This window comes from Sphingobacterium sp. KH_072 (assembly GCF_057837975.1).
Genome location: NZ_CM174457.1, coordinates 510,151 through 536,743 on the forward strand (window position 1 = coordinate 510,151; position 26,593 = coordinate 536,743).

Below are 26,593 nucleotides of genomic sequence, written 5' to 3' on the forward strand. Positions count from 1 at the left end.
ATAAGTAGCCAATTTGTTAACATTTATTCTAAGATTGCAAAGATAAAACTTAAAGCGTATCTTACTGTTATTATATTCGGTTTGATCAATCCATTCAGCAAGTGAACTTTCTTTCGCATTTCTATTTTGAACGTTATGCATCCGAGTCGGCGCGGGTGGTAGGCTGTCTCTTGCCAGATTTGCTAAAGAATGTAGACAAAGATTACGTCTTTCATCCCAATCGCTTTGAAGAGCAATTATTTGCGCATCCGCAATTGATCGAAATCTATCAAGGCTGGTATCGGCATGTGGAGGTCGATAAGATCTTTCATAGTAGCCCATTTTTTCTGGAGCACAACCATCAGCTCCGCAAAAAGCTAGATCCGATCTTAACCCACCTGCCCATACGTGCTTCTTTTATGGGGCATATCTCGTTAGAATTACTGCTGGATCATCTACTTATTGAGCATGAAATGGTCAATGTAAATCGATTGTATGAACATCTGGCTAATGTAAACCGACCGATATTGAAGAAGTTTTTGGGAATCATTGGTTTGGCGGATACTAGCAAATTTTTCCATTTCTACGATCAGTTTTTAGAGTGGAAATACATGCATGAGTACGCTGAGCTCAGGAGTTTGTCTGTGCCTTTATTCAATATTTCCAAGCGAATCTGGAGTTTTCAAGAAACAGAAGCTGATCGCTACGCACTAAGCGATGCGCTCGAACAATACACATCGGATTCGCTATCTGGTTTTCGCGACATTTTTCGTTATGTGCAAGATAAACTAGTCCTGTAGTAATATTCCTCCATCAATCACTTTGCAAATTTTCCGCTTTTTTTGCCTTAACGCTGTGCAACTACTCGTCTTTTCAAGTTAGTCGTTGGACGCAAATACAGAGATATACAAATATTTATGCCCATTTTTCTGGATTATTTTAGACATTTGTAAACGATCGGACATAGATATAGGTGATAATTCGAAGATTTGAAGAAAAAATTCGATTACCATGAGCATCTGATCTAAAAAAATAACTTCTATTAGCTGATAATCATTTCGACATGGGTAATAATAAGCTTTTCCGCAAGAAAAGTATAGATCAAATTCTGCTTGATTCAGAAAAGGGAGGCTCTGGTCTAGCGCGCGTACTAGGAGTTCGTGATTTGGTTTCTTTGGGAATAGCCGCTATTGTAGGAGCCGGGATCTTCAGTACGATCGGCTTGGCCAGTTACAATGGCGGACCTGCCATCTCTTTGCTATTTCTATTCGTTGCCTTTGCCTGTGTTTTTACGGCTTTATCTTATGCTCAGTTTGCCAGTGCTGTTCCCGTTTCTGGAAGCGCATACACGTATGCTTATGTTTCTTTTGGTGAATTATTCGCTTGGATCATTGGTTGGGCACTAGTGTTAGAATATGCCGTTTCCAACATGGTGGTGGCCATATCCTGGTCGCAATATTTTGTGTCGATGTTGGAAGGGTTTGGTATTCTAATGCCCAAATGGTTAACCATGGCTCCAGCATATGCCTTTGATGCACATGCCAAAATGCTGGCTGTCGGCGTAGATAACTTGGAGGGCATAGATCGTGCCGCACTACAAGCGTACGAAACGGCACCGCGCCTCGCCAATATTCCCATTATTTTTGATTTGCCTGCTGGCTTAGTCACGGTGTTCGTCACTTGGCTCGTATATATTGGTATCAAAGAGTCGCGCCGTGCCAGCAACTTTATGGTACTCGTCAAGATCGGTGTTATTCTAGCTGTTATTTTTGGTGGAATGTTTTTCGTGAAGCCAGAGAACTGGACGCCTTTTGCGCCCAACGGCATGGAAGGCGTTCTTAGCGGTGTAGCTGCAGTATTTTTCGCATTCATTGGTTTCGATTCTATTTCTACCACTGCCGAAGAAAGTAAAAATCCTCAACGCGATCTGCCACGCGCTATGATCTACTGTTTGTTGATCTGCGCGGTGTTGTACGTATGTATTACCTTGGTATTGACCGGCATGGTCAATTACAGTGCGTTGAATGTGAAAGATCCATTAGCATACGTGTTTTCGTATGTAGGTTTTGATCACATGGCGGGTGTCGTTTCGGTCACGTCCGTAATAGCTATTACCAGTGCACTTTTAGTATTTCAGCTGGCTCAGCCAAGAATCTGGATGACAATGAGTCGCGATGGATTGTTATGGAAGAAATTTGCCACAATTCATCCAAAATATAAAACACCTTCCTTTGCGACAATCATTACAGGTATAGTGGTTGGCGTACCAGCACTATTCTTCAAGATGGATTTCTTTGTGGATCTAACGAGCGTCGGGACTTTCTTTGCTTTTATCATGGTGTGTGGCGGTGTGCTCTACATGGATCATGCAGGATTGACGGCTAAAGCAAAATTTCGTGTTCCATATGTTAATGGTAAATACATTGTCGGTCTGAGTTTTATCGTCGGTTTGGTATTGGTGTATATCTATGGCGCCCCGCTGGCAGGAAAGCGTGATGCGGCGCTCAGTAATACCCTGTTGCACAATTCATTAATTATTATATTTTGGTTAGTGTGGTTAGTGATGAGTGTGATGAGTTTCAAGCACAATTTTTCGTTGCTTCCGGTTATTGGCATCCTTATCAATCTATACCTGATGAGTGAGTTGGGAGCCAGCAATTGGATCATCTTTGTGATCTGGTTATTGATCGGTTTGATTGTGTATTTTGCATATGGTTATAAAAATTCGAAATTAAATACCGAAAACCGATCATAAACGCAGCAAAAAATAACAAAACACTTACAAATTTTTCGTTAAAATCCCCGTTTTTAGCCACCGAAGCTGTGCTAACGTCAGTCTTGGTTAAAAATTGTTAAAGAGCTCAAAAAAATCTCCATGAGATCAACAAAATCTCAGTTTAAAGGTTATATTTGTATACAGGAAACATCCAATTAAAAAACTCTTTGTTGGCTACGACGCCAAACAAATGCAGAACAATAAATTAAATGAGAAAGCATCTTCAGTATATCAAGACTTGGCTTTATATCAGTGTAGTAGCACTGGTGATAGGAGTCAATACGTCTTATGCTACCGAAGCGCATAGCTTGTTTAAGCCGGATACGGCCTCTAGTGTTTCTCTGTCTACTAGTCACTTGGCCTCGATTGCATCACGCACTCGCAGAGATGGGGTATCAGCCGCTGAGTTAAATGATAAGACGATTACCAACGTCAAAGTTTTTTATAATCCTGTTGCGGAGCAAGTAGCTGTTTCATTCAAACTTTCTAAACTAAGTCATGTTTCTATCCGTGTGATGGATGCATTGGGTAATGAAGTAATGAGTTTGATGAATGGAGAATTAGATGGAGGCGTGCAAAGTTTGAACTTCGATACCAATAGCAAATTGCCAGCTGGTTTTTATTTCGTGCGTGTTACATCGGGTAGCGAAACTATCATTAAGAGGATTTCCATCCGCTAAATTTCATTTTAGCAACTCACCATTCCACTTTTTAATTTTAACTATTTGCACTAAGCAACTGTACGGAAACAGATTTGTGCTAGTGAACTATATAAAATATCTCGAATCCTCCCAAAAATTATGATATTTTTGTAGATGAAAAACTTGGGTTGTCAGGATACCCCTTCGGTGTATTTAAGAGCCACCTATATTGATAAAATTGTTTTATGAAAAGAGAATCGAAGAATAGCAAGCTTACACCGGATGACATAAAGAGGTATACAGGCCTATTTTGGAAGGTTATCGTCGGGTTTGTTCTTTTTGCGATACTGTTTATGGTCAGTGTACGTATCGGTGTATTTGGTCAGTTGCCATCTTTCGAAGATTTGGAAAATCCGAATAGCAACTTAGCCTCCGAAATTATCACCGATGATAATCGGGTTTTAGGTACCTATTATGTACACAATAGATCCAACGTGCGCTACAGTGAGTTATCTCCTGCATTAATACAAGCGTTGGTATCTACCGAAGATAAGCGTTTCTACAAACACTCCGGAATCGACTACTCTCGTACCATAAGCGTTATTTTTCATACACTAGCGGGCAACAAACAGGGTGGTAGTACAATTACCCAACAGCTGGCCTTGAATCTCTTCTCCGAAAGACGCGAGAAAAGTTTCTTAAAGCGTGTGATGCAAAAATTCCAAGAGTGGATTACTGCTGTTCGACTGGAGCGAAACTATACGAAAGACGAAATCATCATGATGTATTTCAATACGGTAGATTTTGGCGCATACAATACATTTGGAATCAAATCAGCCGCGCGTACGTACTTCAATACCACACCAGATCAACTAACGGCACCACAAGCGGCCTTGTTAGTTGGCATGCTGAAAGGTCCAGGAATCTATTCGCCAGTGCGCTATCCTGAAAATGCGCTCAACAGAAGAAATCTCGTCATGCATAATATGGTGGAGCAAGGATACCTTTCTCAGAACGATTACAATGATTTTAAACAAGATGGACTTGACTTGCAATTGCGCATTTCTAGTTACTCCGAAGGTATAGGTCCTTATTTCCGTGCGGTGCTCAAAGAGCAGATCCGTCAAGAATTCAAAAGGCTTGCTATTACCAAACCAGATGGTACACCATATGATCTAGACCGTGATGGATTACGCGTGTATACGCCGATCAACTTCCAAATGCAGCAACATGCTGAGGACGCGCAGAAGGAGTGGATGAGTAAGTTACAGAATGAGTTTAGCAAAGAATGGCGTCGCCGCGATGCTTTCTCTGGTGAAAATGCTAAAATACTTACCAGAGGAATGAAGCGTTCTGACCGTTATCGGATGCTAAAAGACGAAGGAATGTCGGAAAGCAATATTGCCAAAGAATTTGAGAAGCCAATACCGATGACCATCTTCAGTTGGGAAGGCAATATCGATACCGTGATGACTCCGCTGGATTCTATTCGTTATACGAAGTTAATTCTCCGTAATGCGATGATGTCTATGGAGCCCCAAACTGGGCACATCAAAGCGTGGGTAGGTGGTATTAATTTCGAACATTTCAAATACGATCAAGTGAAATTAGGTACAAGACAGGTTGGCTCTACGGCCAAGCCTTTTGTATATGCTTGCGCGATCGATAATGGATATACACCATGTAATACCATTCCCAATCACCAACAGAATATCGGCGGATGGAGTCCGCGCGGAGATATTCGTGGCGGAGATCCAATTACGTTGAAAAATGCGGTTAAGTTTTCGCAGAATCAGGCTTCGGCTTATTTAATCAATGAAATTGGTGCAGATAACGTAGCGTCATTCACCCGAAAAATGGGAATCACATCCGATATACCAAATAACCTTTCCATCGCTTTAGGCTCGTACGATGCCTCGATCTTTGATATGGTGGGTGCGTATGCTGCCTTTGTGAATCATGGAACTTGGGTAGAGCCGACCATGATCCTGCGTGTAGAAGACAAAAACGGAACGCCGATCTACGAGAAAGCACCAAAAGTAGTAAAGGCCATCAACAGCGAAACTGCTTATGCAATGGTAGACATCTTGAAAGGCGTTGTAGACGGTGGTACAGGGAGTAGATTGCGTTGGGATCCGGATTTTGGCGGACTAAAAAATCCGATTGGAGGAAAAACGGGTACCACAAATAATAACGCGGATGCTTGGTTTATGGGTATTACACCAGAATTAGTGACAGGCGTGTGGACTGGTGCCGAAGATCGAGGAATTAGCTTTAGCAGCACCGCGCTCGGACAAGGAGCGCGTTCTGCCATGCCAGTTTTTGGTAAATTCATGCGGAAAGTCTATGCAGATAAAGCATTAAATTATTCTCAGGAAGATTTTCCATTGCCTCCGGGCGGTATTAATCGTTTTGAGATAGATTGCTCCAGACATACCGAGTTCTTTGGTGTACCAGAAGAGACGCCACTGCAAGACGACCGATTAGGGTTTTAAAATAGAGGAGTGTTTACGTGTTTGATTATAAACAGGAATTAACGCGCATACCGCACAAACCGGGTGTTTATCAGTTTTTTGATAAAGAAGAGCAGCTGATCTATGTCGGCAAGGCCAAGGATTTGCGCAATCGGGTAGGATCCTATTTTAATAGTCCGCATCAGCTCAATGGCAAAACGCGCGTGCTGGTGCGCAAGATCAATCGTATTGCATTCACCATTGTAGATACGGAGATCGACGCTTGGCTGCTAGAGAATAGCCTCATCAAAAAGCATCAGCCACGCTATAACGTGATGCTCAAAGATGACAAAACTTACCCATGGATTGTCATCAAACACGAGCGTTTTCCACGTATTTACTGGACACGTCGATATATCAAAGATGGTTCACGCTATTATGGACCATATGCTTCGGTGGGCATGATGCATATCGTGCTAGATATGATTCGTGAATTATTTCCACTGCGTACCTGCAACCTCAATCTATCCGAAGAGAATATTCGAAAAGGCAAGTTCAAAGTGTGCTTAGAGTATCAAATCGGCAATTGTAAAGGTCCTTGTGAGGGTTACCAAGAAGAAGAATCTTATAATCAGAACCTAGCTAACATCAAAGATATTCTCAACGGCAAAATCAGCGTCGTAAATAATCGCCTAAAAGAACAAATGCAATCTGCGGTAGAGCAGATGGATTTTGAACAGGCGCATACTTTGAAGCTAAAGTTGGATAAACTTGGTAATTACCAGAGCAAATCTACGGTAGTAAGTTCTTCCATCACCAATGTGGATGTGTTTAGCATCGCTTCTGAGGATAGCTACGCGTTTGTCAACTTCCTGAAAATCGTAAACGGTGTAATTATTCAGACGCAGACTTTAGAAATGAAGAAACGACTGGATGAAAGTGATGAAGAATTACTTGCGTTGGCCATTCCGGAGATCAGATCGCGCTTCAAAAGTTTGTCGAGGGAGATTATTGTGCCGTTTGAATTGGATATCCAAGAAGATGAAAATATTCATTTTCATGTGCCCAAAATGGGAGATAAGCGGAAACTATTAGACTTGTCGCTCAAAAATGTGGCTTACTTCAAAAAGGAGCGCCTCAATCAGTACGAAAAGCTGAATCCCGAATTGAAGACCGAGCGCATCTTATCCCAGATGCAAAAGGATCTACGCATGAATGTGCTACCACAGCATATCGAATGTTTTGATAACTCCAATATTCAAGGAAATTATCCCGTATCCGCCATCGTGGTGTTCAAGGATGCGAAACCTTCGAAGAAAGATTACCGACACTTTAATGTGAAGACGGTCGTCGGACCAGATGATTTTGCCACGATGGAAGAAGCGGTTTTCCGCCGGTATCGCCGCCAATTAGACGAAGATCAACCGCTGCCGCAATTGATTATTATCGATGGTGGTAAAGGGCAATTAGGTGCCGCATTGAAGAGCTTGCGCTTGCTGGGAATCGAGAAAAAAGTTACCGTGATTGGTATTGCCAAGCGGCTCGAAGAATTGTATTATCCAGGTGATCAATTTCCATTGTATCTAGACAAAAAATCGGAAACGCTTCGCATTATTCAACATCTTCGGGATGAAGCCCACCGATTTGGAATTACTTTTCACCGCAATCAGCGTAGCCGCAAAACCTTCGTGTCGGAATTGGAACAGATTCCCGGAATCGGCAAGACGACGGTCGAAAAGCTACTCACGACGTTTAAGTCAGCCAAAAAAACACGGGAAGCCAGTGATGAACAGCTCGCAGAACTGTTGAACAAGAAACAGATTGCGGCATTTCGTGCCTATTTTGCCGAGGTGGAGTAGGGTTGTGGTGTCACTGGTTCACTATTAAGTCTTGAAATAGATAGCTTCGTCGTGCCTCCTCGCAAGGACGACGTGAAGGAAGCGAGATTCGAACAAGAACACGTCATGCGAACCTGAGGAACGAAGGTGCGGCAATCTCCGAGTTGCTTTTTTGTTATTTAAAAATTTAGATTGCTTCGTCGTGCCTCCTCGCAAGGACGACGTGAAGGAAGCGAGATTCGAACAAGAACACGTAATTGCGAACCTGAGGAACGAAGGTGCGGCAATCTAAGCTATTAACTCTTTCAACCTTATTAACTCTATCAACTCCTTGATTAACCCCTTCATAAACTCAACCTACAAAAAGCCAAGCTCCAATTTCGCTTCTTCCGACATCATGTCTCTGTTCCAAGGTGGATCGAATGTTAATTCGACGACCGCTTGATTGACTCCGTCAATATCCGCTACCTTACGTTGTACTTCATCCATAATCTCCCCAGCAACCGGACAACCAGGTGCCGTAAGCGTCATCACAATTTTTGCTGAACCATCTGCTTTCGTGATGATCTCGTATACCAAACCTAAGTCCACGATGTTCGCAGGCTTTAATTCTGGGTCATAAATTGTCTCTAGTACTTCACGGATGCGTGGCGCAATGCCGATAGCATCCATCACAATTATTTGATTCATATATATTCTTTTTTTGTCGACTATATGAACTGCATAAGCGGAGTTCATCGTTCAAATTTAGGTATTTCGGGCGCAAACTCGATCATACTCATGTTGTAATAAAGCCATAATACGCTTTTTACTGTGTACGATCTTAGTCTGCTCGGCCGCGCGATCAGTGATAATCTGATGAGCTGCTGTACTGTCACCTTCAAACCGATCTATCGCATGCACAATCGACGCCGCATCTGTCGGTTGAAAAACATAACCAGTTTCGCCTTCTTTCACGGCATCTGCAATGGCACCAATATCGCTCGCTATAATCGGTGTGTGCAACATCATGCCTTCGATAATCGTGAGTGGCGTACCGCCTTCGTAACACACAGAAGGCACGATGAGTGCTTTGCACTGCAACAGTTCTGTATATACAGCCTCTTTAGGTAATGCACCTATATAAGAGAAGTTTGGCGTCGCTTTTACGATTTCTTGTACCTGTTCCTCCAAAGGTCCAGATCCGACTATGCGTAGCATGTAGTCGGTATTTTTCAACGCTTCTAATAGCTCCAGTATCCCTTTCTCTGCTGATAATCGACCGACATAAAGATAGTGCGTCTGCCGTTCAGGTAATATATTTGGTGTCGCAACCTCGACAAAGTTCGGTTTCACGACTAGATTTTGAGCAGCGACATGGAGTGAGCTTTTTTCGAATAAATCCTTCGAAAAATCTGCCAAAATCAGAAAACGATCCACCATCTTCCACGTGCCCATTTTGCGGTGCAGCCAATAACTAATGGCCGTTAATGTTGTTTTTAGGAAAGAATGATCTAGCACGCGGTTTCGAATAGCTTTCCAAGGGAAAGCAGCATACACACTATCTGTAAACAACTTCCCTCGGTAGAACAATGTAGCCGAAGGACAAAGTAGGCGGAAATTGTGTAATGACATCACTACTGGAATACCGGCTTTTTTTGCGGTACGAATCAAAATGGGTCCGCATGCATACTGCGTATTGTGAAAATGGATGACATCTGGCCTGATGCGTCGTATAGCCGCGCGCAATTTTTTCGCTGCAAAAATATTCCACGGCGACCACAAAAATTGCCACAGACCTTTCCAACCTTTTTCATTCTGATAGGTAAGCGAAAAGACCTCATAATCGGTAGATTCCGACAATGCAGTCATCTCCTGATGGAAGACCACATCTTCTCCACCAAGATCCTGATAGTAGTTATGAACAAAGAGTACGCGCATGTATGAGATCCTCAAAAGTAGTTATTTTTGTATATTCGTCATATTTTCTTTCGCATGCTGACACAATCTACATATAGTACACACATCACCGAAGCCATTGAGCAAGCACAATTTCCGACAGATCCACCAAAACTGTACGACCCTATTCGTTATATTTTAGGTTTATCAGGTAAGCGTGTTCGTCCTTTACTGGTGATGTTGGGTGCAGACTTATTCGCTTTTGAAGACATGGAATCTACGATTCCGGCGGCTTTGGCAGTAGAATATTTTCATAATTTCTCGCTCATTCATGATGATATCATGGATGAAGCACCATTACGTCGCGGTGCAATGACGGTGCACAAGAAATGGAGTGAAAATGTGGCGATCCTTTCTGGTGATGCTCTACTGGTCAAAGCATACGAAGAGATCGCGCGATGTACACCGACCAAAATTCCAGCGTTGTTGAAGGTGTTTAATCGCATGGCATTAGAAGTGTGTGAAGGGCAGCAGAAGGATATGGATTTTGAAACACAAGATTTGGTAGCAGAGGATGACTATATCGCGATGATCCGCGCCAAGACGTCCGTACTGTTGGGTGGTGCTCTGCAAATGGGTGCAATTCTAGCCAATGCGCCTGCCGAAGAGCAAGAATTACTATTCCAATTTGGTGTGAACCTCGGTATCGCATTTCAATTGCAAGATGATATCTTGGATGTATACGGTAACCCAGAAAATTTTGGAAAACAAGTAGGAGGAGATATTTTGTGCGACAAGAAAACCATCTTACGTATACATCTCCAACAACTCGTAGATGCACAAGACGCGGTGGTTTTGGCCAGTTTGGTAAGCGAAGCGGATGCGGAGACTAAGGTGCAGACCACGAAGCAATTGTATGCCAAATACGACGTGCTTGCTATTGCCGAAAAGCTAAAAGAACGGTATTCCGAACTTGCATACGAAGCTTTAGAAAAGATCCCAGTAGCTGTTCAGCAAAAAGCAGCTTTACTGGATTTAGCACAGAATCTGATGGTTCGCACACGTTAATCCATTAGGATTACTGCGAATTATTGTCTAATTTGTATTAAAGGGTGCCGAAAGGTATCGATCGAACACGTATTTATGGAGCAAATAAAAGTAACAATATTTCAAGCGTACCTATTCTGGGAGAATGCCGAGAAGAATCTTCAAAATCTCTCGCTTCGCCTATCTGGATTGCGCGAGAAAACAGATTTGATTATTCTACCAGAAATGTTTAATACTGGTTTTACCATGAATGTGGCTGCTTGTGCTGAGACGATGTCTGGGCCGACCATGCATTGGATGTTTGATCTTTCTAAAAAGTTTGACTGCGTAGTTGCTGGTTCGTTAATTATTGAAGAAGAAGGACGTTATTATAACCGCTTTGTGTGGATGTCACCTGATGGCACTTTTGTGCATTACGATAAGCGGCATCTTTTCAGCATGGCCAAAGAAGACGAATACTTTACTGCGGGATCATCTCGCGTCGTACTCAATATAAAAGGTTGGCGCATCTGCCCGATGGTGTGTTATGATCTCCGCTTCCCTGTTTGGTCGCGCAATGAGAATGACGCGTACGATCTGTTGGTCTACACCGCCAATTGGCCAGACAAACGCTCGGCACACTGGCGCGCACTAATACCAGCAAGAGCGATAGAAAATCAATCGTATGTGATTGGTGTGAATCGGGTAGGGCACGATGGCAATGAAACATATTATTCTGGCGGATCGATGTGTATATCACCCGCTGGCGATGTGGTGTATTATAAACCAGAAGATGAGGATTTATATACCTTTACGCTCAATCCAAAAGATTTGGTAGAAACGCGGCAAAACCTGCCATTCTTGAAAGACCAAGACAAGTTCACGATTCTTTAATAGTAATTTTTGACCAGCTTAATCTGCGTATGGCCTTTCTAGGATAGCCGCGTGAATGACCGCTTGTCTGAGGTCGAAATGTGCTTGCTGCTTTTCAGGCAAAGCTTCCGCTACGGGCAATACCTCCATTTTTTTAGTGGCTTTTTGTTTCGCTTTTTGCGCGCGCAGACGAGTTACCTCGATAGGTATCTCATGTTCCAATACCATTTTTTCGGGGAGCTCTACAGGTTTACGCACAATTTTGGTCGGCTTTGGTCGGCCAAGTTGCCGATCATAGACTGGTTTTGGGGTTGGAGGTACAGGTACAGTGGTTTCCCGACGTTTCGCTGTAGTGGTACGCGGAGTTGCCACAACAGTCTTCGGATTAGTATTCTTCGGTAAATTTTGCTGGCGTTTTTTCGCCTTTTCCATTTCCTCCTGATAATTTTGGTAGATTTTGTAAATCAATCCACCGACAACAAGAAGTACAGGTATAATACTTTCCATCTATTTGATCTTTTTAGAATCCACATTATATAGCGCGCAATGGGCGTTATACAAAGAAGAAGACTGTTTCATTCGAATTATCCAATACAGGTGTGCAAGAACGAATCCTTTCTTAAATATACCGATTTTTTTTGAAAGAGCGCCCGTCGTTTAAAAAGTAAACCCCTGACTCGTCTGAGCCAAGGGTTCCGCTTTGTTTGTGTTTGTTGTATTTTTATTCGAAAATCTCGGGTTCAAATCCACTTCTGTTATTGACAAACTTACCCGTGTTGCGGAAATAAATCTCGTGGAAGCTCAGCGTGGTTTGATTATCTACTTTACGGAAAAACTTATCGGCACTCACATCTTCCAATGTTTTGAAGCCGCAGGCTTCCATAATCTCAACCGTTGCGCGTAAGGTATTTCGGTGAAATTGACCCACACGTACATATTTATCTTCCACATCAAGGCCTTTGTATAAATGTGGGCGCTGTGTGGCCACACCAACAGGGCAAACGTCTTCATTACATTTCAAGGCTTGAATACATCCCAAGGCAAACATCATTCCGCGCGCACTGTAACACGCATCAGCACCAAGTGCCATGGCTTTGAGAATGTCAAAACCTGTTACAATGCGGCTAGAAACAATCAGCTTGATGTGTTTTTTCAGACCGAAGCGGATCAACGTCGTGGTAATGAAGGCCAGCGCATCGTACAATGGCATACCCAAGTTGTCTGTAAACTCCAATGGTGCTGCACCTGTACCACCTTCCGAACCATCAATGGAGATGAAATCTGGAAATATTTGCGTGTGTTGCATGGCATGACAGATGTCAATGAATTCTTGCTTATCACCCACACAAAGCTTAAAACCCACCGGTTTTCCGTCGGATAAATCACGTAAATGTTGCACAAATTCGATCAAACCTTCTGCCGTAGAAAAGGCACTGTGCGCTGGAGGCGACATCACGTCTGTACCCGGTACGACATGTCGGATCGCAGCGACCTCTGGCGTGTTTTTTGCCGCTGGCAAAATACCGCCATGGCCTGGTTTTGCACCTTGCGAAAGTTTGATTTCAATCATCTTCACGTAAGGCTTTGTGGCTTTTTCTCGGAATAATTCGGGGCTAAACTTGCCCAAATCATCGCGACAACCAAAATATCCGGTACCGATTTGCCAAATCAAATCGCCACCATTAATATGGTATTGGCTGATTCCACCTTCACCAGTATTATGTGCAAAATTCTGTAAGGCTGCACCTTTATTGAGCGCAGTAATGGCAGTACGGCTCAATGCACCGTAGCTCATCGCCGAAATATTGTACACACTAAGGCTATACGGCTGCTTGCATTGAAAGTTACCGACCATAGTACGTAAGTCGTGGTTTTCAATATGCACCGGAAATACCGAATGCGCCGCCCACTCGTTGCCGATAGCTTGCGGATCGGTCTGCATTCCGAATGCTACCGTTTCGCGTTGGTTTTTAGCACGCTGGTATACGATAGAACGCTGACGTCTGTTGAATGGACGACCGTCGGTATCCGATTCCCAGAAATACTGACGAAGTTCTGGACGAATCGATTCAAAAATATACCGAAAATAGCCCACCAAAGGATAGTTTCTTAAAATGGCATGCCCACTCTGAAAGCTGTGGTACAAGGCAATAATTAATAACGGAACCGGTATGATTAACAGCCAAAACCAGCTTTGGGTGAAAATAAGGCCGAACGATATGATAATCAAGTTAATGACGATGATCGTTCCAAGGATCAGATTTCTAACACGCATAATACGTATATATTAAGTTTAATATCTCTTCACAATATTACTAGTAGACCAATCATCGCAAAAATGTAGCCATGCAATACTACAAAATTTGTTTCTCTCCTCGATGTGGATAGATGATGCAAATCGTACTGCAAAATTAGGAAGATCAAAGAGTATATAGAAGAAATATATGCTCCGTAAAAAGATTTACCTATTTGGTAAAAAACAGATTTTAAATCTCGCTTTTTTTAATGAATTGTGATATTAATTGGTAAATCGTTTGCCAATCTGGCTCTTGCTTGAGATAGTCCAAATGCTTTTCCATGGTCTGCTCGTCATTTCTGCGTGCTGGACCGGTTTGTACTTCTTGAGGAAGTCGGTTTTGCACCTTATGCGCCGTCTCCAATATGATCGGTCGAATCAGATTGACCGAGAGATTTTGAGCCTTTAAGATGTCAAAAGCAATGTGATACATCGCGTTAGAAAAGTTGTTTGCAAACACGGCTGCCAAATGCAAAGCTAAGCGCTGCGCGGTATTTCCCTCAAACGAAAGGGGCGCTATGACATGCATTTCCTGTAATAAGAAATCGGTAACTTCTTTGGTGTTGCCCTCGATAGCAAAAGGAATACGAGTAAGATCTGTGGGCACGTCTCTAGAAAGACTTTGCGGAGGATAGATCACGCCGTGTCTTTCCCATTGGTCCAATACATCCAATGGTGTTGCGCCCGAACAATGCACTACGATACCTTGCCAAGAGGTAGGCAATTGTTGTGCGATTTCCGGAAGCACTTGATCGCGAATGGCTAATATATATAGATCGGCATTTGCACGCACATCTCGCAGCGAATCTGTCGCGTCTGCTTGCAATCTGTCAGCCAATTGCTGCGCGTGATCCGCCTTACGACTATATACTTGTACGATACGATGACCGGCCTGTTGCAGTCCTGCGCCTAGATGATGCGCTACATTTCCGCTTCCGATCAGTACGATATCCATTGCTATGCAGTTCGCGGCGTCCGGTTATCTCTCCAACGCCTGTAGATCGCCATCAAGAAACCAATCGTCATCACAATAGTACCACACCAGAAGAAATTGATGTATGGGAATTTGATCGCTTTGAAAACCACCCATTTTTTCTCTGGCAATGGCTTCTGGTACACCATCAGTTCCAGTTTATCGGCTTGCGGCTTAATGTTGGAGAATCGGAATCTTAGACCTTGTTCTTCCACATCTTTGTGAAAATCAAACACATTTCCATCTTTAATCAGAAACAAAGGTTCCGCATGAAAATCTTTGCCGTCTGCCGCTACGACACGGATCTTTAAGCCGAAGATGATGTCGTCTTCTCCTTTTGGAATGTTTTCAATTTTTGCATCCCGATTAATGTTTTCTATGATAAAAAAACCATTGCGGTAGCGCAAAGTATCACCGAGATTTACTTCATATGTCGCAGGCTCGTCGTAGTCTTCGAATCCAGATTTCTGACTATCGTTCGCTTTTGGATCGTTGTTATGACTATCAGAAGCTGCTGCGGTAATCAACGTATAAATATCGTGCGTGACATAGTGTTTCGTAGAAGGTGTGCCGATCAATCCACCCATTTGCGGATTGTTTTGTGCAAATGGTGTCAATACAAATTCCTCCTTCACTTTTCCCGTTTCCTCGTCGATGTTTTCGTATTTGATCTTATAAAACACATTCGGCATGGCTACGCTATCACCAATGTACGTCAGGCGGTAATCGCCCATCTGCACCGGTTCACCTTCCGTAAGGAATAGATTCTCGCCCGGTTTTTCGACTTGATCGAAGCCCGCTACAGCGATATAACCGCTGCTGTTCTGAGAAATCACTTCGCTCGTTGCGGCAGCAACTAAAGCACCAATCAGTAATAAGCCAAAGCCAATATGAGATACGGCTGAACCAGCAAGACGCCATTTGCCCTTAAATGCGTCCGTCAATATTCTGCCGTTGGCTATGATGCAGAAGACTGCACCAAAGGTGATCAAAATATACATGATGTTGGTGTATACCTTGGTCACATACACCACACCCGCCGATATGATTAAGGTTGCCGCTAAAAAGATTAGAATCGAAGTCCAAAATTTCTTCGCATCGCTGCGTTTATATTTCAGGAATTGCGTAAAGCCCGTCACCAACATCACGACTACCGCAAACGCGCCCTGCCATTTGTTGTAGTGGGGAATAGGATCAATTGGAGGCGCTACTTTCGTGCCGAAGATGGCATTAAATACGGGAATTGAAGTGGTCGCAATAATCTGAATACACGCAACCGTCAAGATTAAAGCGCCAATAAATAGCCAGAATTCCCGAGAATAGATATCTTCTTCTTTTTGTGTGCTAGGAAGTTCTTTACGACGCCACACCAATAGGCCTACCATCACTAGGAAGAAAATAGCGTTGAATATGATCAATTGACCAGACATCCCCAGACTGGTGAAGGAGTGTACTGATGTTTCGCCCAAAACGCCACTACGCGTCAAATAAGATGCGTAGATCACTAGCACGAAACTAATTAGCGCCAGAAATGTTGCCGTAAAATAAGCGTGGCCAGAATTCTTATACGCGACCATCACATGCACCGCTGCGATGAGCGTGAACCATGGGATAATCGACACATTTTCTACTGGATCCCAAGCCCAAAAGCCACCAAAATTTAAGGCTTCATACGCCCAAAAAGAACCCATGATAATGCCGGCACCTAAGATCATAACAGCAAAAAGTGCCCACGGTAATCCCGGTGAAATCCAATCTTTATAACGACGTTGCCACAATCCTGCTCCCGCAAATGCGAATGGAACGATCATCGAAGCAAAACCTAAAAATAGAGTAGGCGGATGAATTACCATCCAATAATTTTGTAAAAGTGGATTCAGTCCGCGCCCATCAGAAATCATGGATAGATAATTCGGATCGCTCAAGATTGGCCAGTTCATGGCATCGCGTAATAGAATAAATGGTGAGCTACCAACGCGTGTACCAAATACTTCGACACCAATCAGCATAGAAGCTAAGAACGTCTGACAAAGCATCACAAAGGTCATCACCGGACTTTCCCAAGATTTGGCGGTCGCTACCAGAATTGTACTCAAGACACATTGCCAAAACATCCACAACCAAAAACTACCTTCTTGACCTTCCCAGAAAGAAGAGATGATATAATGTGTAGGTAGAGATTTGGATGAATGCGCGTAGGCGTAATGGTATTCGAATAAGTGATTGTAGATGATGTAAAACAGGATGGACCCGATCGTGATCACAGAGATTGTGTTGATCCAGAATGCACCTCTGGCAATGATTTTCCACGCTGTATCGTTCGGCTCTTTGCTCGAAAAGAAGTACGAAATACAAGAAAGCAATGCGGCGCCAAAAGATAAAATAACGAAAAATTGACCGATCTGGCCGGGTAACGAGTTTTCGCCTATAAAGTTGATATCCATATCGGAGATTGGGATGTAGAGGAGTTTATTTTACAATAGCTGTATTGAAGGCGGAAGATGTCTCAATGACTTCCATCTGATCTTGATTGTATTTCGACGGGCATTTCATCAGGATCTTGGATGCATGAAATACATTGCCATCCATCTTTCCTGTCAAAACTATTTGCTCAGAGCGTTCAATATCCTGCGGTTTAGCCCCGTTGAAAACCACCATGCATTCGGTGCTATCATTGTCATACATGTGAAAAGAGAAATGATTGGCATCTTTCACCGGGTCATAATCCAAAGATTTCTCCTTATTCAAAACACCAACTACATATAGCTCCGTTTGCTTTTCTTTGGCCTCACTAAACGTAGAATAGGTGCTGGAATCGGTGTAGATCACCAAAATCATCGCAATCGCTACAGCAATGATGACCATTAATAAAATAGAACTCTTTTTCATATTATGCTCTTTTCGAATTGCAAAATTACGAATTAAGCAGGGAAGGAATGAATTTTACAATTTTCGTTAATTATTTAGAAATATTCTAAAGAGATCTGACCGCTTTAATAACCATTAGGAGATGGTTGCTGGTAAATTGCTATGTGTGTGTAACCAAATTATCACGTATCCTAGATGGCAGATTGTTCTGTGGAAATAGATTTTACGTTAACAAATCTAGCGACAAGCATAGCAGCAACCGTATCTCCCGTTGCGTTGAGAATAGTAGCTAATGGATCTACTAATGCACCAATGATCAATACAGCCGGTACAGCTTCGTTCGGGATATTGTAGATAGAAATCATCAACAGTTCACCGATGAAACCACCATTTGGAATGCCACCAGCTACCATGCTCACCAAAAGGGTAATGCCGACGGCAAGCACTAAAGGTTCTAATTCAAAGAAATTCCAACCTAGAATCGCAAAGGCGACGTATATTTTCAAGATGGAGGAAATAGCGGAGCCATTTTTATAGAGCGTGTTTCCCAGAGGAATGACCACATTAGCAACAGCATCCGGAATGCCCATTCGTTTCGCGGCTGCAATATTAGAAGGCATCGTCGCCAAGCTGCTACAGGTACTGATTGCTGTCAGGCTGGGCGTAATATTATGACGCCAATACGTGCCAATTCCTGAAAATCCGCGTGCAACATAGGCATACAAGCTGAAAAATAGGATAAAGTACAGTAAGCCAAAGAGATAATAAAAGGCCATCGGTTTAGCATAAAATCCGAAAAGCTCAGGGCCAAATGTTTTGACCTGATAGGCGAAATAAGCTCCTAAGCCAAGTGGTCCTGCTTTCATAATGAGGGCGAGCAATTGCTGCATCACTTCGTTTCCAGAGGCTAAAAAAGCAAGAAAGGCATCCGCAGCTTTACCAGTCCTGCGTACAGCAATACCCAACAACACCGAAAATAGGACAAACGCCAATATGTTTTGCCGCGACAAAAGCTCTTGAAATTCGCTTACGCTCAGAAATCGGACGATCCGATCTCCCCAGGATTCGTTTGTTGCGCCGGTGTTGAGTAAAGATTGTGTCGCATCCGCATCGGCTACGGCGGTTACTGGCACGAGCCAAAGACCAGTAATCGTTGCTATAGATGCGATACAGATGGTTGCCACAAAAACAGCTGCCATCACCACGACAATCTTCACCAAATGACCACCATCTTGGATCGTGCCAATTGATGCGGTGATCGCGAAAAAAAGCAATGGGATGACCGCAACGAAAAGTAGATTCAGAAAAATATCGCCAATTGGCTTCAAATACGTCACAAAATCTGGCGCAAATACCCCGATCAGACTGCCAAGCGCGATCCCGATGAGCAGCAATATGATCGATTGATAATTTTTTAAAATGTGGCGCATGCTTCTAAGTTACTGCTTTTTCGGACAAGATGTATACCGATCGGGAATGCCGGATATAATCGTATTTTTGACGCATGGATAATACACATTTTGTAGTGACGGCTGATGGCTCTCGCACCTTGTATCAACCCGAGGTGGGTGAACATTATCATTCCAAACACGGCGCGCACCAAGAAAGTAAACATGTATTCTTGGGGCAAGGCCTGCAACATTATCTAGCGGGGAATCCCACGGATACGGAAGTGAATATTCTAGAAGTTGGTTTTGGAACAGGACTGAATTTCTTGTTGACGGCTGATTACGCTACTACAGAACACCTAAATCTGTATTACTGCGGTGTAGAAGCGTACCCGTTGAGTACAGAAGTGATTAGCCAAACAGGTTATGAGGCGTATACAGAGCCGGCATTGTGGGAAAGATTCCTGAATAATTACGGAAATGCGCTAAAGCATGAATGCGAAGTGAATGTTGCCGTTACATTAGCGATTGCGCACCAGAAGATTCTGGATTTCGCACCAACAAAACGTTTTCACGTGGTGTATTTTGATGCATTTGCCGCGATTCATCAACCAGAGATGTGGACCGATGAGGTATTGAGTCATGTAGCCAACCTGCTCGTGACTGGTGGTGTATTTGTCACTTACGCAATAACTGGAAATTTGAAAAGAAGTATGAATGCATTGGGCTTCTCCATAGAGAAGGCGCCAGGAGCGCCGGGCAAAAGAGAGATGCTCCGTGCTACCAAGTTATAAAAAATAAGAAAGCCACCGACCGGTGGCTTTCTTATGTCATTTAGTGAGCTTCTGTCCCGTCAGCACCATGAGCATGTCCGTGAGACAACTCTTCTTCGGTAGCTGGGCGTACACTCAAAATCTCGATGTCGAAATTTAATTTCTTTCCTGCCATCGGATGGTTTAGATCGGCAACAACTGCTTCTGGAGTAATTTCTACCACGACAGCACGAAACTGGTTTCCTTCGTTGTCCTGTAAGGGCAATACTTCACCTACAGGAGGTAAACCCATTTCACCAAACATATCTGCTGGTAATTGTGCGATAGCTTTATCATCACGCTCACCATATGCGTCTACTGCATTTAGCTCAAAAGAAGTCTTATCTCCAGCGTCTAAGCCAGTGATGTTTTCCTCAAATTTAGGAAGCATCATGCCTACGCCATGTAAAAATGTCAAAGGATTTTCTGAAGAAGTTTGTTCTACGAACGTTTTCTCACCGTTTTCTTCCACGGTATGGAGTGTGTAGTTCAACGTAACCACGTTGTTGTTTTCTACTGCCATTTTTTTTGTTTTAGGAGGAGCTTGAATACTCCCCGTTACTGATTTATTAATTCTAATATTGATTGCACAGAGTCTTGCGGAAGACTACATGTGCGATGTCGACAAAGGTATGCTTTTGATTCCAAACCCTGTCTATTAGACAACAACGGAAGTGTACTTTTTGTTCCCCCGAGTGTCAATTTGTTGGCAATATAGTGTTGATCCAACTCTTTGCGCCAGTCTGCAGCATCTTTTCCGGTGAGCGCAATTTCATTGGTACCATAGACCAATTCTGTGAGTTGAATCGCCCAATTGGAATAAGCCGATCCGTACCTTTTTATAGAAGGAAATACATTGGCAAATAATTCCTCTGCGATCTCCGTCCATGCTTGCTTATCGTACAGTAAGCCGAGTTTGAAGAGCTGACGCACCATCGTAGAAGCCGAAGCGGGAATCACGTTGTCCATAATTTCGCTCTTGCGCGCAATCAACTTTTCGCTGCTGGAGCTGGTGTAGTAGAATGTCTGCGCGGCTGGATCATAGAAAAGCTGAATGGCCTGCTCGGTAAGCGTTCGCGCAAAATCTAGCCATTGCTCATCGAAAGTGGCTTCGTACAAGCTGCTCAGACCTTCTATGGTAAACGCATAATCATCGAGAAAACCGCCGATTTCTCGGTTGTCATCAGCCGGTTGATGTAATAAGCTGCCGTCGGAAGCAAAACCATGCTGGCGAATAAATTCCGCGATATCGATTGCTTGCTGTAAGTATTCCGGTTTGTCGAATACGCGGTACGCATCTACAAAACCTTTCATTAAAAGGGCGTTCCAAGTGACGATCTGTTTATTGTCTAAAGCAGGTCTTACCCGATTTTCCCGATAGGAGTATAGCTTGTGCTTTATTTCTTGAAGATAGTCATGCCACTCTTCTTCACTAAAACCGGCTTCCTGAATCAATGCTTCCTCATCCTGATTTACATAGAGTACATTGGTAGCTTCTTCGTGCCAATTGCCTTTTGCGGTGATGTGATAATAATGGCGGAATAGATCCGCGTCTTCGCCAAGCAGATCGAATTCCTCGTGATTAAAGGTGTAATATTTTCCCTCAATGCCCTCGCTATCGGCATCCAATGCGCTATAAAATCCGCCATTTGGTGCTTTCATCTCGCGAATCAACCAAGCAATGGTTTCTTCGACGGTTCTTTTATACAATAAAGAGGGACGATGTTGGTAGGCTTCGCTATATAATCCGATCAATTGCGCATTGTCGTACAGCATTTTTTCAAAGTGTGGGACATGCCAACGCCCATCCACCGAATAACGCGCAAATCCGCCACCTACATGATCGTAAATGCCACCATTGGCCATCTTCTCTAGCGAAAAATGCACATGCTCCAATAATTCAGGATCTTTAGAGAGTGCGCCAAAGCGCAGAAAGAATAACCAATTGTTTGGGAGTGGGAATTTTGGAGCACGATCGTATCCGCCATCTTTATAATCAAAGGTGGCTTTCCACGGTCGTACGATATCTTGCAAATCGTCCAGCGCGTATTTTTCTGGAATGGCAGTAATGGGCAATTGCTCTGCCTGATGTATTCCTGCCGTCAGTTTCTCCGCGTATTCGATGGCTACCTCGGGCGTTTCTTCCCACATTTTGGCAATCTGCAGCAAGGTGTTTTGCCAATCTTGTGGTTTGAAATACGTGCCGCCATAGATGGGGCGCCCATCGGGTAAGCAAACAGCGTGCAGCGGCCAGCCGCCGGCATTGGTCATCAACTGCACCGCAATCATATAAATCTGATCAATATCCGGCCGTTCTTCGCGATCTACTTTGATCGGCACAAAGAATTTATTCATCGTCTGTGCGATAGCCTCATTCTCGAAGCTCTGTTTCTCCATCACATGACACCAGTGGCAGGCAGAATAACCTATACTCACGATCAAAAGTTTATTTTCTGCTTTAGCTTTCTCTAATGCTTCGGCAGACCAAGAATGCCAATCGACTGGATTATGTGCATGTTGGCGAAGGTAAGGGGAGCGTTCGTTTGCTAATTTGTTGGCCATGATTGTGATGGATGATTACGATTATTCAAAAACGTGTTTTAGCGTTGCGGTCTCTCCAGAAAGCTGTGAAAAGGTCATGTTATTCGGAAATTCCAGATAGGCAGCATTAGCTGTCTTGAGTTCCGCGTATTCGTCCGTCAAATAGTTTACGAGGGCTGAAAGCCCAGGGTTATGTCCGAACACGATTAGCGTAGATATATGATCTGGCACTTCGTTAATGACTTTTAAGATATCTAGATGATGTGCTTCATAGATCTGTACAGCCTGCTGGATCTGATCTGTAGAATGATCAAATACGTTGCACATCAGTTCTGCTGTTTGAATAGCCCGATTTGCCGAGGAGGAAATGATCAATGTATGGGCATCAAAAGTGGTGTTTTCTACGATCTCGCGGGCAATGCGCGCTGCGTCCTGACGCCCTCTCTCTACCAAATTGCGGTCGAAATCGCGTTTCGAAAAATTGGGATCCTCAGCTTTTCCGTGGCGAATGATGTACAATCTTTTCATGTGGAATTAGGTTTTATTTGAACGTGGCAATGAATTCTGAAATATCAGCAGCTGCGACATTTTCTTTTCCTAAAACTCTCACAAAAGCCGTTCCGACGATTGCGCCATTGGCATAGTTTGTTGCTTTTTGATGGGTTTCTCTATTAGAGATGCCAAATCCAATCACGATTGGAGAGGATAGCCCCATATTTTTGATACGTGAAAAATAAGCCTCTGATCGATCTTCAACCTGTAATTCTTTGCCTGTGGTCGCATTAGAACTCAATAAATAGATGAAGCTCGTGCTTAGTGCATCGATTCTACGAATCCGTTCATCCGAAGTTTGTGGCGTGACCAAGAATACATTGCTGACTCCGTATTTTTCAAAAATCGGCTGGTACATTTCCTCGTATTCATACAATGGAAGATCTGGAATAATCGCCCCATCTACGCCGACCGCTTGACAATCCTCACAAAACTTTTCGACTCCGTACTGTAGTATCGTATTAAAATAACCCATCAAGAAGACGGGAATTTGTACTTGTTCACGTAGTGATTTCAGCTGTTCAAATAGCACTTTTAACGACATGCCATTTTGCAATGCTTTCTGTGAACTTTCCTGAATTACCGTGCCATCGGCCACGGGATCAGAATAAGGAATGCCGATCTCCAAGAAATCTGCCCCGCTTTTTTCTAAGGTCGCTGCAATATCCAAAGTAGATTCCAGCTTAGGATAGCCAGCGGTATAATAAATGGATAACAGGCGTTCTCCCTGTAATATTTTTCTCGTATGATCTAGTGTACGCATGTGTTTTTAAAAGCCAAAGTATTTCATATAATTATCCAAATCCTTGTCGCCGCGGCCAGAAAGACAAATCACGACGGTCTCATCCCCTGTGAAGGTCATTTTCTCCAAATGTGCCAAAGCATGGGCACTTTCTATCGCCGGAATGATGCCTTCCAACTTCGTCAATAGCAATCCTGCCTGCATGGCTTCATCATCTGTAGCGCTCACAAACGTACCTCGACCACTTTTAAATAACCACGCGTGCTGCGGCCCAATTCCGGGATAATCCAATCCGGCAGAAATGGAATACGGCTCGGTGACTTGGCCATCATCGGTTTGCATCAAGATCGAGCGACTGCCGTGCAATACGCCTTCGCGTCCTAAAGCGGTCGTTGCGGCAGATTCTCCCGAAGTGACGCCATGTCCTGCCGCTTCCACGGCAATAAGATTCACAGCTTCATCATCCAAGAAATGATAAAACATGCCTGCCGCATTTGAACCGCCACCTACACAGGCAATGACGTGGTCGGCGTGGCTGCTGCCCGTATGTTCCACGAGTTGCTTACGCGTTTCTTCCGAAATGATGGATTGAAAACGCGCTACCATATCGGGATAAGGATGCGGTCCTACGACCGAACCAATGATGTAATGTGTATCTACTGGATTATTAATCCAATCGCGCAAGGCTTCATTCGTCGCATCTTTCAATGTTTTGCTGCCCGATGTGGCGGGTACGACGGTGGCGCCCATCATTTTCATGCGAGCAACGTTGGGCGCTTGGCGCTCAATATCGATCTCGCCCATATATACCACGCATTCCAAACCTTTCAGCGCACAAACTGTCGCCGTCGCAACACCATGTTGGCCAGCGCCCGTTTCGGCAATAATACGTTTTTTGCCCAAGCGCTCAGCTAGCAAAATTTGTCCAATGGTGTTGTTGATTTTATGCGCACCCGTATGATTAAGATCTTCTCTTTTTAGAAAGATCCGGGCACCGTATTTTTCCGATAAGCGGCTGGCCAAATACAAAGGCGAGGGCCGACCCACGTAATCTTTTAGCAATTTGATGAAATCCTCCCGAAAACTGGGATCTTGGATGATGTTCAAATACTCATTCTGTAGTTCCTCTACATTCGGATAAAGCATTTCGGGTACATATGCTCCGCCAAACGGACCATAATATCCACGATTATCTACTTGATATTTGCTCATGATGAATTATTTTGAGTGCTTTTTGTACTAAATCTATGTCTTTGATGCCGGGGGCAATTTCCAGTTTGGAGTTGAGATCCAGCCCGACCATTCTATTGTCTTTTCTTTCTAGTGCGGACGACAGATTATGTACGCCGATACCACCGCTCAGCAGATAAGGAATTTTTCCAGTATAGCGGTCCAATAAATCCCAATCGAAGGTATTTCCACTGCCACCATGCGCAGGTGTTTTTGTGTCAAATAAAAAGAGATCAACGACATCGCTATAGGCATCCAGCGTCGCGAAATCGAAGTCTGCATTCACGCCAAAGGCTTTCCAGATCGTCAAGCCTTTGTCTTTTACCGTTTGGCAAAAGGCTGGCGACTCATTCCCGTGCAGTTGTATCACATCCAGCTGAAATGCTTGCTGTCTTTCAACTATTTCTTCCAGTGGTTGATTAACGAAAACGCCAACTTTGCGTATGTCGTATTGATCGAAAATCTGCGGATCTAAACTTCCAGCGAACCTTGGAGACTTCTCATAAAAGATCAGGCCGATATAATCTACCGGCAGTTGAAGTAAGGATGCGATATTGGTCGCTTCCTTCATTCCACAGACTTTTACCGCTAATTTCTTATCCATTAGTCAACTTCAATAAACTTTTGAGGGCTTTCTTTCCCAATAAGGATGATTCTGCTTCGTAAAAGCAGTCTCCAAAAGTTTTCTCCGGCTCTAGCGTTTTGATGGCAAAGGCCGCATTCGTCAAAACAACTTGATTCTGCGCCTCGGTACCTTCCCCGCCAATGATCTTGCGAAAAACAGCGGCTGATTCGGCTGGATTGCTGCCGCCACCGATTTGCGCTGCTAACACGGGTTCGAAGCCGAGGTCTGAAACTTGAAAGTAATGTTCGCCCGCATTGTCGATTACTTTAAAATCACCGGTTAAGGAGATCTCATCGTAGCCATCCAAAGCGTGCATAATGCTGTATTTCTTTTCGCCACCTTGATACAGGTACGCATACAAACGAGCTAATTCTAGGCTGAAGACGCCCACGGACTGAAATTCTGGATTTGTCGGATTTGTCAATGGCCCCAGCATATTGAAAAAGGTCTTGACGCCGAGCGCACGACGAATCGGCGCCACGGTTTTCATCGCCGGATGGAATAGGGGAGCGTGTAAGAAGCAAATATTGGCTTCATCCAATTGTTTTTGCAAAGCATCACGGTCGCTGGTGAATGTATAACCCAATAATTCCATCACGTTTGACGATCCGCAGCCAGATGAAACACCCACATTGCCGTGTTTGGCGACATGATAACCAGCTCCTGCAACTACAAAGGAAGCCAATGTGGAAATGTTAAAGGTGTCTTTACCATCTCCGCCCGTACCGCACATGTCAATGAGGCGATAACCCGGGAACTCTACCTTTAGGCACAGGTCGTACATCGCATCGCGAAAACCCTGTAGTTCCTCTACTCGAATGCTACGCATGCCGTAGGTGGTCATAAAAGCGGCAATCTGGTGACTATCGTATTTGCCCGTGGCAATATTTGTGAGTATATCGTACGCTTCCTTGCGATCGAAGGATTTGTATTCGAATAGATGGGATAATATTTCTTTCATCTGTATTTATTTTGCGTTTTATCACGCTATTTGAAGTACGCTTGCTGCTTTATTTGTGCTTATCAAGCGCAATTCAGGTCATAAAAAAAGGCTTGCCAAAAAGGCAAGCCCACTATTTCTATCAGTATAATTTGAAGACAT

At 43.7% G+C, this 26,593-nt stretch carries 23 protein-coding genes; 8 read left to right on the top strand and 15 right to left on the bottom strand.

The window, feature by feature from the left end; translation table 11 throughout:
* Positions 1–101: 101 nt before the first annotated feature.
* The 5 genes from AC3IRT_RS02395 (at position 102) to uvrC (ending at position 7,708) form a co-directional block, all read left to right on the top strand.
* A complete protein-coding gene (locus AC3IRT_RS02395) occupies positions 102–779 on the top strand; it encodes an ACP phosphodiesterase (protein WP_489394942.1) in 678 nt (225 codons plus the stop codon).
* A 263-nt stretch (positions 780–1,042) separates the two neighbouring features.
* Positions 1,043–2,734, top strand: a complete 1,692-nt coding sequence (locus AC3IRT_RS02400) for an amino acid permease (RefSeq protein WP_489394943.1) — start codon at positions 1,043–1,045, stop codon at positions 2,732–2,734.
* Between the two features lie 230 nt (positions 2,735–2,964).
* Positions 2,965–3,435, top strand: a complete 471-nt coding sequence (locus tag AC3IRT_RS02405; RefSeq protein ID WP_489394944.1) for a T9SS type A sorting domain-containing protein — start codon at positions 2,965–2,967, stop codon at positions 3,433–3,435.
* 206 nt (positions 3,436–3,641) lie between these two features.
* Entirely contained in the window at positions 3,642–5,891 is a 2,250-nt protein-coding gene (locus AC3IRT_RS02410) for a transglycosylase domain-containing protein (RefSeq protein WP_489394945.1), read from the top strand.
* A gap of 17 nt (positions 5,892–5,908) precedes the next feature.
* Entirely contained in the window at positions 5,909–7,708 is a 1,800-nt protein-coding gene (uvrC, locus tag AC3IRT_RS02415; RefSeq protein WP_489394946.1) for an excinuclease ABC subunit UvrC, read from the top strand.
* A gap of 336 nt (positions 7,709–8,044) precedes the next feature.
* On the opposite strand, the gene AC3IRT_RS02420 is transcribed toward uvrC, so the two are convergent.
* Together AC3IRT_RS02420 and AC3IRT_RS02425 are read right to left on the bottom strand one after the other, a co-directional pair.
* Positions 8,045–8,377, bottom strand: coding sequence for a metal-sulfur cluster assembly factor (locus AC3IRT_RS02420; RefSeq protein ID WP_489394947.1), 333 nt, complete (start codon positions 8,375–8,377; stop codon positions 8,045–8,047).
* A 57-nt stretch (positions 8,378–8,434) separates the two neighbouring features.
* Positions 8,435–9,607 (bottom strand): glycosyltransferase, encoded by a 1,173-nt coding sequence (locus AC3IRT_RS02425; RefSeq protein WP_489394948.1) that lies wholly within the window; start codon positions 9,605–9,607, stop codon positions 8,435–8,437.
* A 54-nt stretch (positions 9,608–9,661) separates the two neighbouring features.
* On the opposite strand from AC3IRT_RS02425, the gene AC3IRT_RS02430 reads away from it, so the two are divergent.
* Together AC3IRT_RS02430 and AC3IRT_RS02435 are read left to right on the top strand one after the other, a co-directional pair.
* Complete coding sequence (locus AC3IRT_RS02430) at positions 9,662–10,633, top strand: polyprenyl synthetase family protein (protein ID WP_489394949.1); 972 nt, start codon at positions 9,662–9,664, stop codon at positions 10,631–10,633.
* A gap of 75 nt (positions 10,634–10,708) precedes the next feature.
* Positions 10,709–11,485 carry an amidohydrolase gene (locus tag AC3IRT_RS02435; RefSeq protein ID WP_489394950.1) on the top strand — a complete coding sequence of 259 codons (777 nt, stop codon included), beginning with the start codon at positions 10,709–10,711 and terminating at the stop codon, positions 11,483–11,485.
* 18 nt (positions 11,486–11,503) lie between these two features.
* On the opposite strand, the gene AC3IRT_RS02440 is transcribed toward AC3IRT_RS02435, so the two are convergent.
* The 6 genes from AC3IRT_RS02440 to AC3IRT_RS02465 all read right to left on the bottom strand — a co-directional run bounded on the left by AC3IRT_RS02440 (position 11,504) and on the right by AC3IRT_RS02465 (position 19,031).
* The gene (locus tag AC3IRT_RS02440; protein WP_489394951.1) at positions 11,504–11,971 is read right to left on the bottom strand and encodes a hypothetical protein; all 468 of its coding nucleotides are present in this window, start codon (positions 11,969–11,971) and stop codon (positions 11,504–11,506) included.
* 214 nt (positions 11,972–12,185) lie between these two features.
* Positions 12,186–13,739 (bottom strand): FMN-binding glutamate synthase family protein, encoded by a 1,554-nt coding sequence (locus AC3IRT_RS02445; protein ID WP_489394952.1) that lies wholly within the window; start codon positions 13,737–13,739, stop codon positions 12,186–12,188.
* Positions 13,740–13,950: 211 nt separating this feature from the next.
* The gene (locus AC3IRT_RS02450; protein WP_489394953.1) at positions 13,951–14,715 is read right to left on the bottom strand and encodes a Rossmann-like and DUF2520 domain-containing protein; all 765 of its coding nucleotides are present in this window, start codon (positions 14,713–14,715) and stop codon (positions 13,951–13,953) included.
* Positions 14,716–14,717: 2 nt separating this feature from the next.
* The gene (locus AC3IRT_RS02455; protein ID WP_489394954.1) at positions 14,718–17,177 is read right to left on the bottom strand and encodes a heme lyase CcmF/NrfE family subunit; all 2,460 of its coding nucleotides are present in this window, start codon (positions 17,175–17,177) and stop codon (positions 14,718–14,720) included.
* Between the two features lie 25 nt (positions 17,178–17,202).
* A complete protein-coding gene (locus tag AC3IRT_RS02460; RefSeq protein ID WP_489394955.1) occupies positions 17,203–17,622 on the bottom strand; it encodes a cytochrome c maturation protein CcmE domain-containing protein in 420 nt (139 codons plus the stop codon).
* A gap of 170 nt (positions 17,623–17,792) precedes the next feature.
* Positions 17,793–19,031, bottom strand: coding sequence for a dicarboxylate/amino acid:cation symporter (locus AC3IRT_RS02465; protein WP_489394956.1), 1,239 nt, complete (start codon positions 19,029–19,031; stop codon positions 17,793–17,795).
* A 74-nt stretch (positions 19,032–19,105) separates the two neighbouring features.
* Between AC3IRT_RS02465 and mnmC2 the strand changes: the two genes are divergently transcribed.
* Positions 19,106–19,783, top strand: a complete 678-nt coding sequence (gene mnmC2, locus AC3IRT_RS02470) for a tRNA (5-methylaminomethyl-2-thiouridine)(34)-methyltransferase MnmC2 (RefSeq protein ID WP_489394957.1) — start codon at positions 19,106–19,108, stop codon at positions 19,781–19,783.
* Positions 19,784–19,823: 40 nt separating this feature from the next.
* On the opposite strand, the gene AC3IRT_RS02475 is transcribed toward mnmC2, so the two are convergent.
* From AC3IRT_RS02475 to trpD, 7 genes are read right to left on the bottom strand one after another with little or no spacing between them, the layout of a single operon-like run.
* Positions 19,824–20,324 carry an FKBP-type peptidyl-prolyl cis-trans isomerase gene (locus tag AC3IRT_RS02475; protein WP_489394958.1) on the bottom strand — a complete coding sequence of 167 codons (501 nt, stop codon included), beginning with the start codon at positions 20,322–20,324 and terminating at the stop codon, positions 19,824–19,826.
* Between the two features lie 35 nt (positions 20,325–20,359).
* The gene (locus AC3IRT_RS02480; protein WP_489394959.1) at positions 20,360–22,363 is read right to left on the bottom strand and encodes a thioredoxin domain-containing protein; all 2,004 of its coding nucleotides are present in this window, start codon (positions 22,361–22,363) and stop codon (positions 20,360–20,362) included.
* A 21-nt stretch (positions 22,364–22,384) separates the two neighbouring features.
* On the bottom strand, positions 22,385–22,870 hold the full coding sequence (locus AC3IRT_RS02485) for a SixA phosphatase family protein (protein WP_489394960.1): 486 nt from the start codon (positions 22,868–22,870) through the stop codon (positions 22,385–22,387).
* A 13-nt stretch (positions 22,871–22,883) separates the two neighbouring features.
* Positions 22,884–23,657 (bottom strand): tryptophan synthase subunit alpha, encoded by a 774-nt coding sequence (trpA, locus tag AC3IRT_RS02490; RefSeq protein WP_489394961.1) that lies wholly within the window; start codon positions 23,655–23,657, stop codon positions 22,884–22,886.
* 6 nt (positions 23,658–23,663) lie between these two features.
* Positions 23,664–24,848, bottom strand: a complete 1,185-nt coding sequence (trpB, locus tag AC3IRT_RS02495; protein WP_489394962.1) for a tryptophan synthase subunit beta — start codon at positions 24,846–24,848, stop codon at positions 23,664–23,666.
* Positions 24,826–25,470, bottom strand: coding sequence for a phosphoribosylanthranilate isomerase (locus tag AC3IRT_RS02500; RefSeq protein ID WP_489394963.1), 645 nt, complete (start codon positions 25,468–25,470; stop codon positions 24,826–24,828). The genes trpB and AC3IRT_RS02500 overlap by 23 nt, the downstream gene beginning before the upstream one ends.
* Positions 25,463–26,452 (bottom strand): anthranilate phosphoribosyltransferase, encoded by a 990-nt coding sequence (gene trpD, locus AC3IRT_RS02505; RefSeq protein WP_489394964.1) that lies wholly within the window; start codon positions 26,450–26,452, stop codon positions 25,463–25,465. The genes AC3IRT_RS02500 and trpD overlap by 8 nt, the downstream gene beginning before the upstream one ends.
* Positions 26,453–26,593: the final 141 nt, after the last annotated feature.

What these genes read in the sequence shown, in the direction of transcription:
- AC3IRT_RS02435 (WP_489394950.1), top strand. Translation starts at nt 10,709, where the DNA reads ATGGAGCAAATAAAAGTAACAATATTTCAAGCGTACCTATTCTGGGAG.
- AC3IRT_RS02425 (WP_489394948.1), bottom strand. Translation starts at nt 9,607, where the DNA reads ATGCGCGTACTCTTTGTTCATAACTACTATCAGGATCTTGGTGGAGAA.
- AC3IRT_RS02430 (WP_489394949.1), top strand. Translation starts at nt 9,662, where the DNA reads ATGCTGACACAATCTACATATAGTACACACATCACCGAAGCCATTGAG.
- AC3IRT_RS02410 (WP_489394945.1), top strand. Translation starts at nt 3,642, where the DNA reads ATGAAAAGAGAATCGAAGAATAGCAAGCTTACACCGGATGACATAAAG.
- AC3IRT_RS02420 (WP_489394947.1), bottom strand. Translation starts at nt 8,377, where the DNA reads ATGAATCAAATAATTGTGATGGATGCTATCGGCATTGCGCCACGCATC.
- AC3IRT_RS02445 (WP_489394952.1), bottom strand. Translation starts at nt 13,739, where the DNA reads ATGCGTGTTAGAAATCTGATCCTTGGAACGATCATCGTCATTAACTTG.
- trpA (WP_489394961.1), bottom strand. Translation starts at nt 23,657, where the DNA reads ATGCGTACACTAGATCATACGAGAAAAATATTACAGGGAGAACGCCTG.
- AC3IRT_RS02440 (WP_489394951.1), bottom strand. Translation starts at nt 11,971, where the DNA reads ATGGAAAGTATTATACCTGTACTTCTTGTTGTCGGTGGATTGATTTAC.
- AC3IRT_RS02400 (WP_489394943.1), top strand. Translation starts at nt 1,043, where the DNA reads ATGGGTAATAATAAGCTTTTCCGCAAGAAAAGTATAGATCAAATTCTG.
- trpB (WP_489394962.1), bottom strand. Translation starts at nt 24,848, where the DNA reads ATGAGCAAATATCAAGTAGATAATCGTGGATATTATGGTCCGTTTGGC.
- AC3IRT_RS02405 (WP_489394944.1), top strand. Translation starts at nt 2,965, where the DNA reads ATGAGAAAGCATCTTCAGTATATCAAGACTTGGCTTTATATCAGTGTA.
- AC3IRT_RS02480 (WP_489394959.1), bottom strand. Translation starts at nt 22,363, where the DNA reads ATGGCCAACAAATTAGCAAACGAACGCTCCCCTTACCTTCGCCAACAT.
- AC3IRT_RS02475 (WP_489394958.1), bottom strand. Translation starts at nt 20,324, where the DNA reads ATGGCAGTAGAAAACAACAACGTGGTTACGTTGAACTACACACTCCAT.
- AC3IRT_RS02500 (WP_489394963.1), bottom strand. Translation starts at nt 25,470, where the DNA reads ATGGATAAGAAATTAGCGGTAAAAGTCTGTGGAATGAAGGAAGCGACC.
- AC3IRT_RS02465 (WP_489394956.1), bottom strand. Translation starts at nt 19,031, where the DNA reads ATGCGCCACATTTTAAAAAATTATCAATCGATCATATTGCTGCTCATC.
- AC3IRT_RS02460 (WP_489394955.1), bottom strand. Translation starts at nt 17,622, where the DNA reads ATGAAAAAGAGTTCTATTTTATTAATGGTCATCATTGCTGTAGCGATT.
- trpD (WP_489394964.1), bottom strand. Translation starts at nt 26,452, where the DNA reads ATGAAAGAAATATTATCCCATCTATTCGAATACAAATCCTTCGATCGC.
- AC3IRT_RS02485 (WP_489394960.1), bottom strand. Translation starts at nt 22,870, where the DNA reads ATGAAAAGATTGTACATCATTCGCCACGGAAAAGCTGAGGATCCCAAT.
- AC3IRT_RS02455 (WP_489394954.1), bottom strand. Translation starts at nt 17,177, where the DNA reads ATGGATATCAACTTTATAGGCGAAAACTCGTTACCCGGCCAGATCGGT.
- AC3IRT_RS02450 (WP_489394953.1), bottom strand. Translation starts at nt 14,715, where the DNA reads ATGGATATCGTACTGATCGGAAGCGGAAATGTAGCGCATCATCTAGGC.
- mnmC2 (WP_489394957.1), top strand. Translation starts at nt 19,106, where the DNA reads ATGGATAATACACATTTTGTAGTGACGGCTGATGGCTCTCGCACCTTG.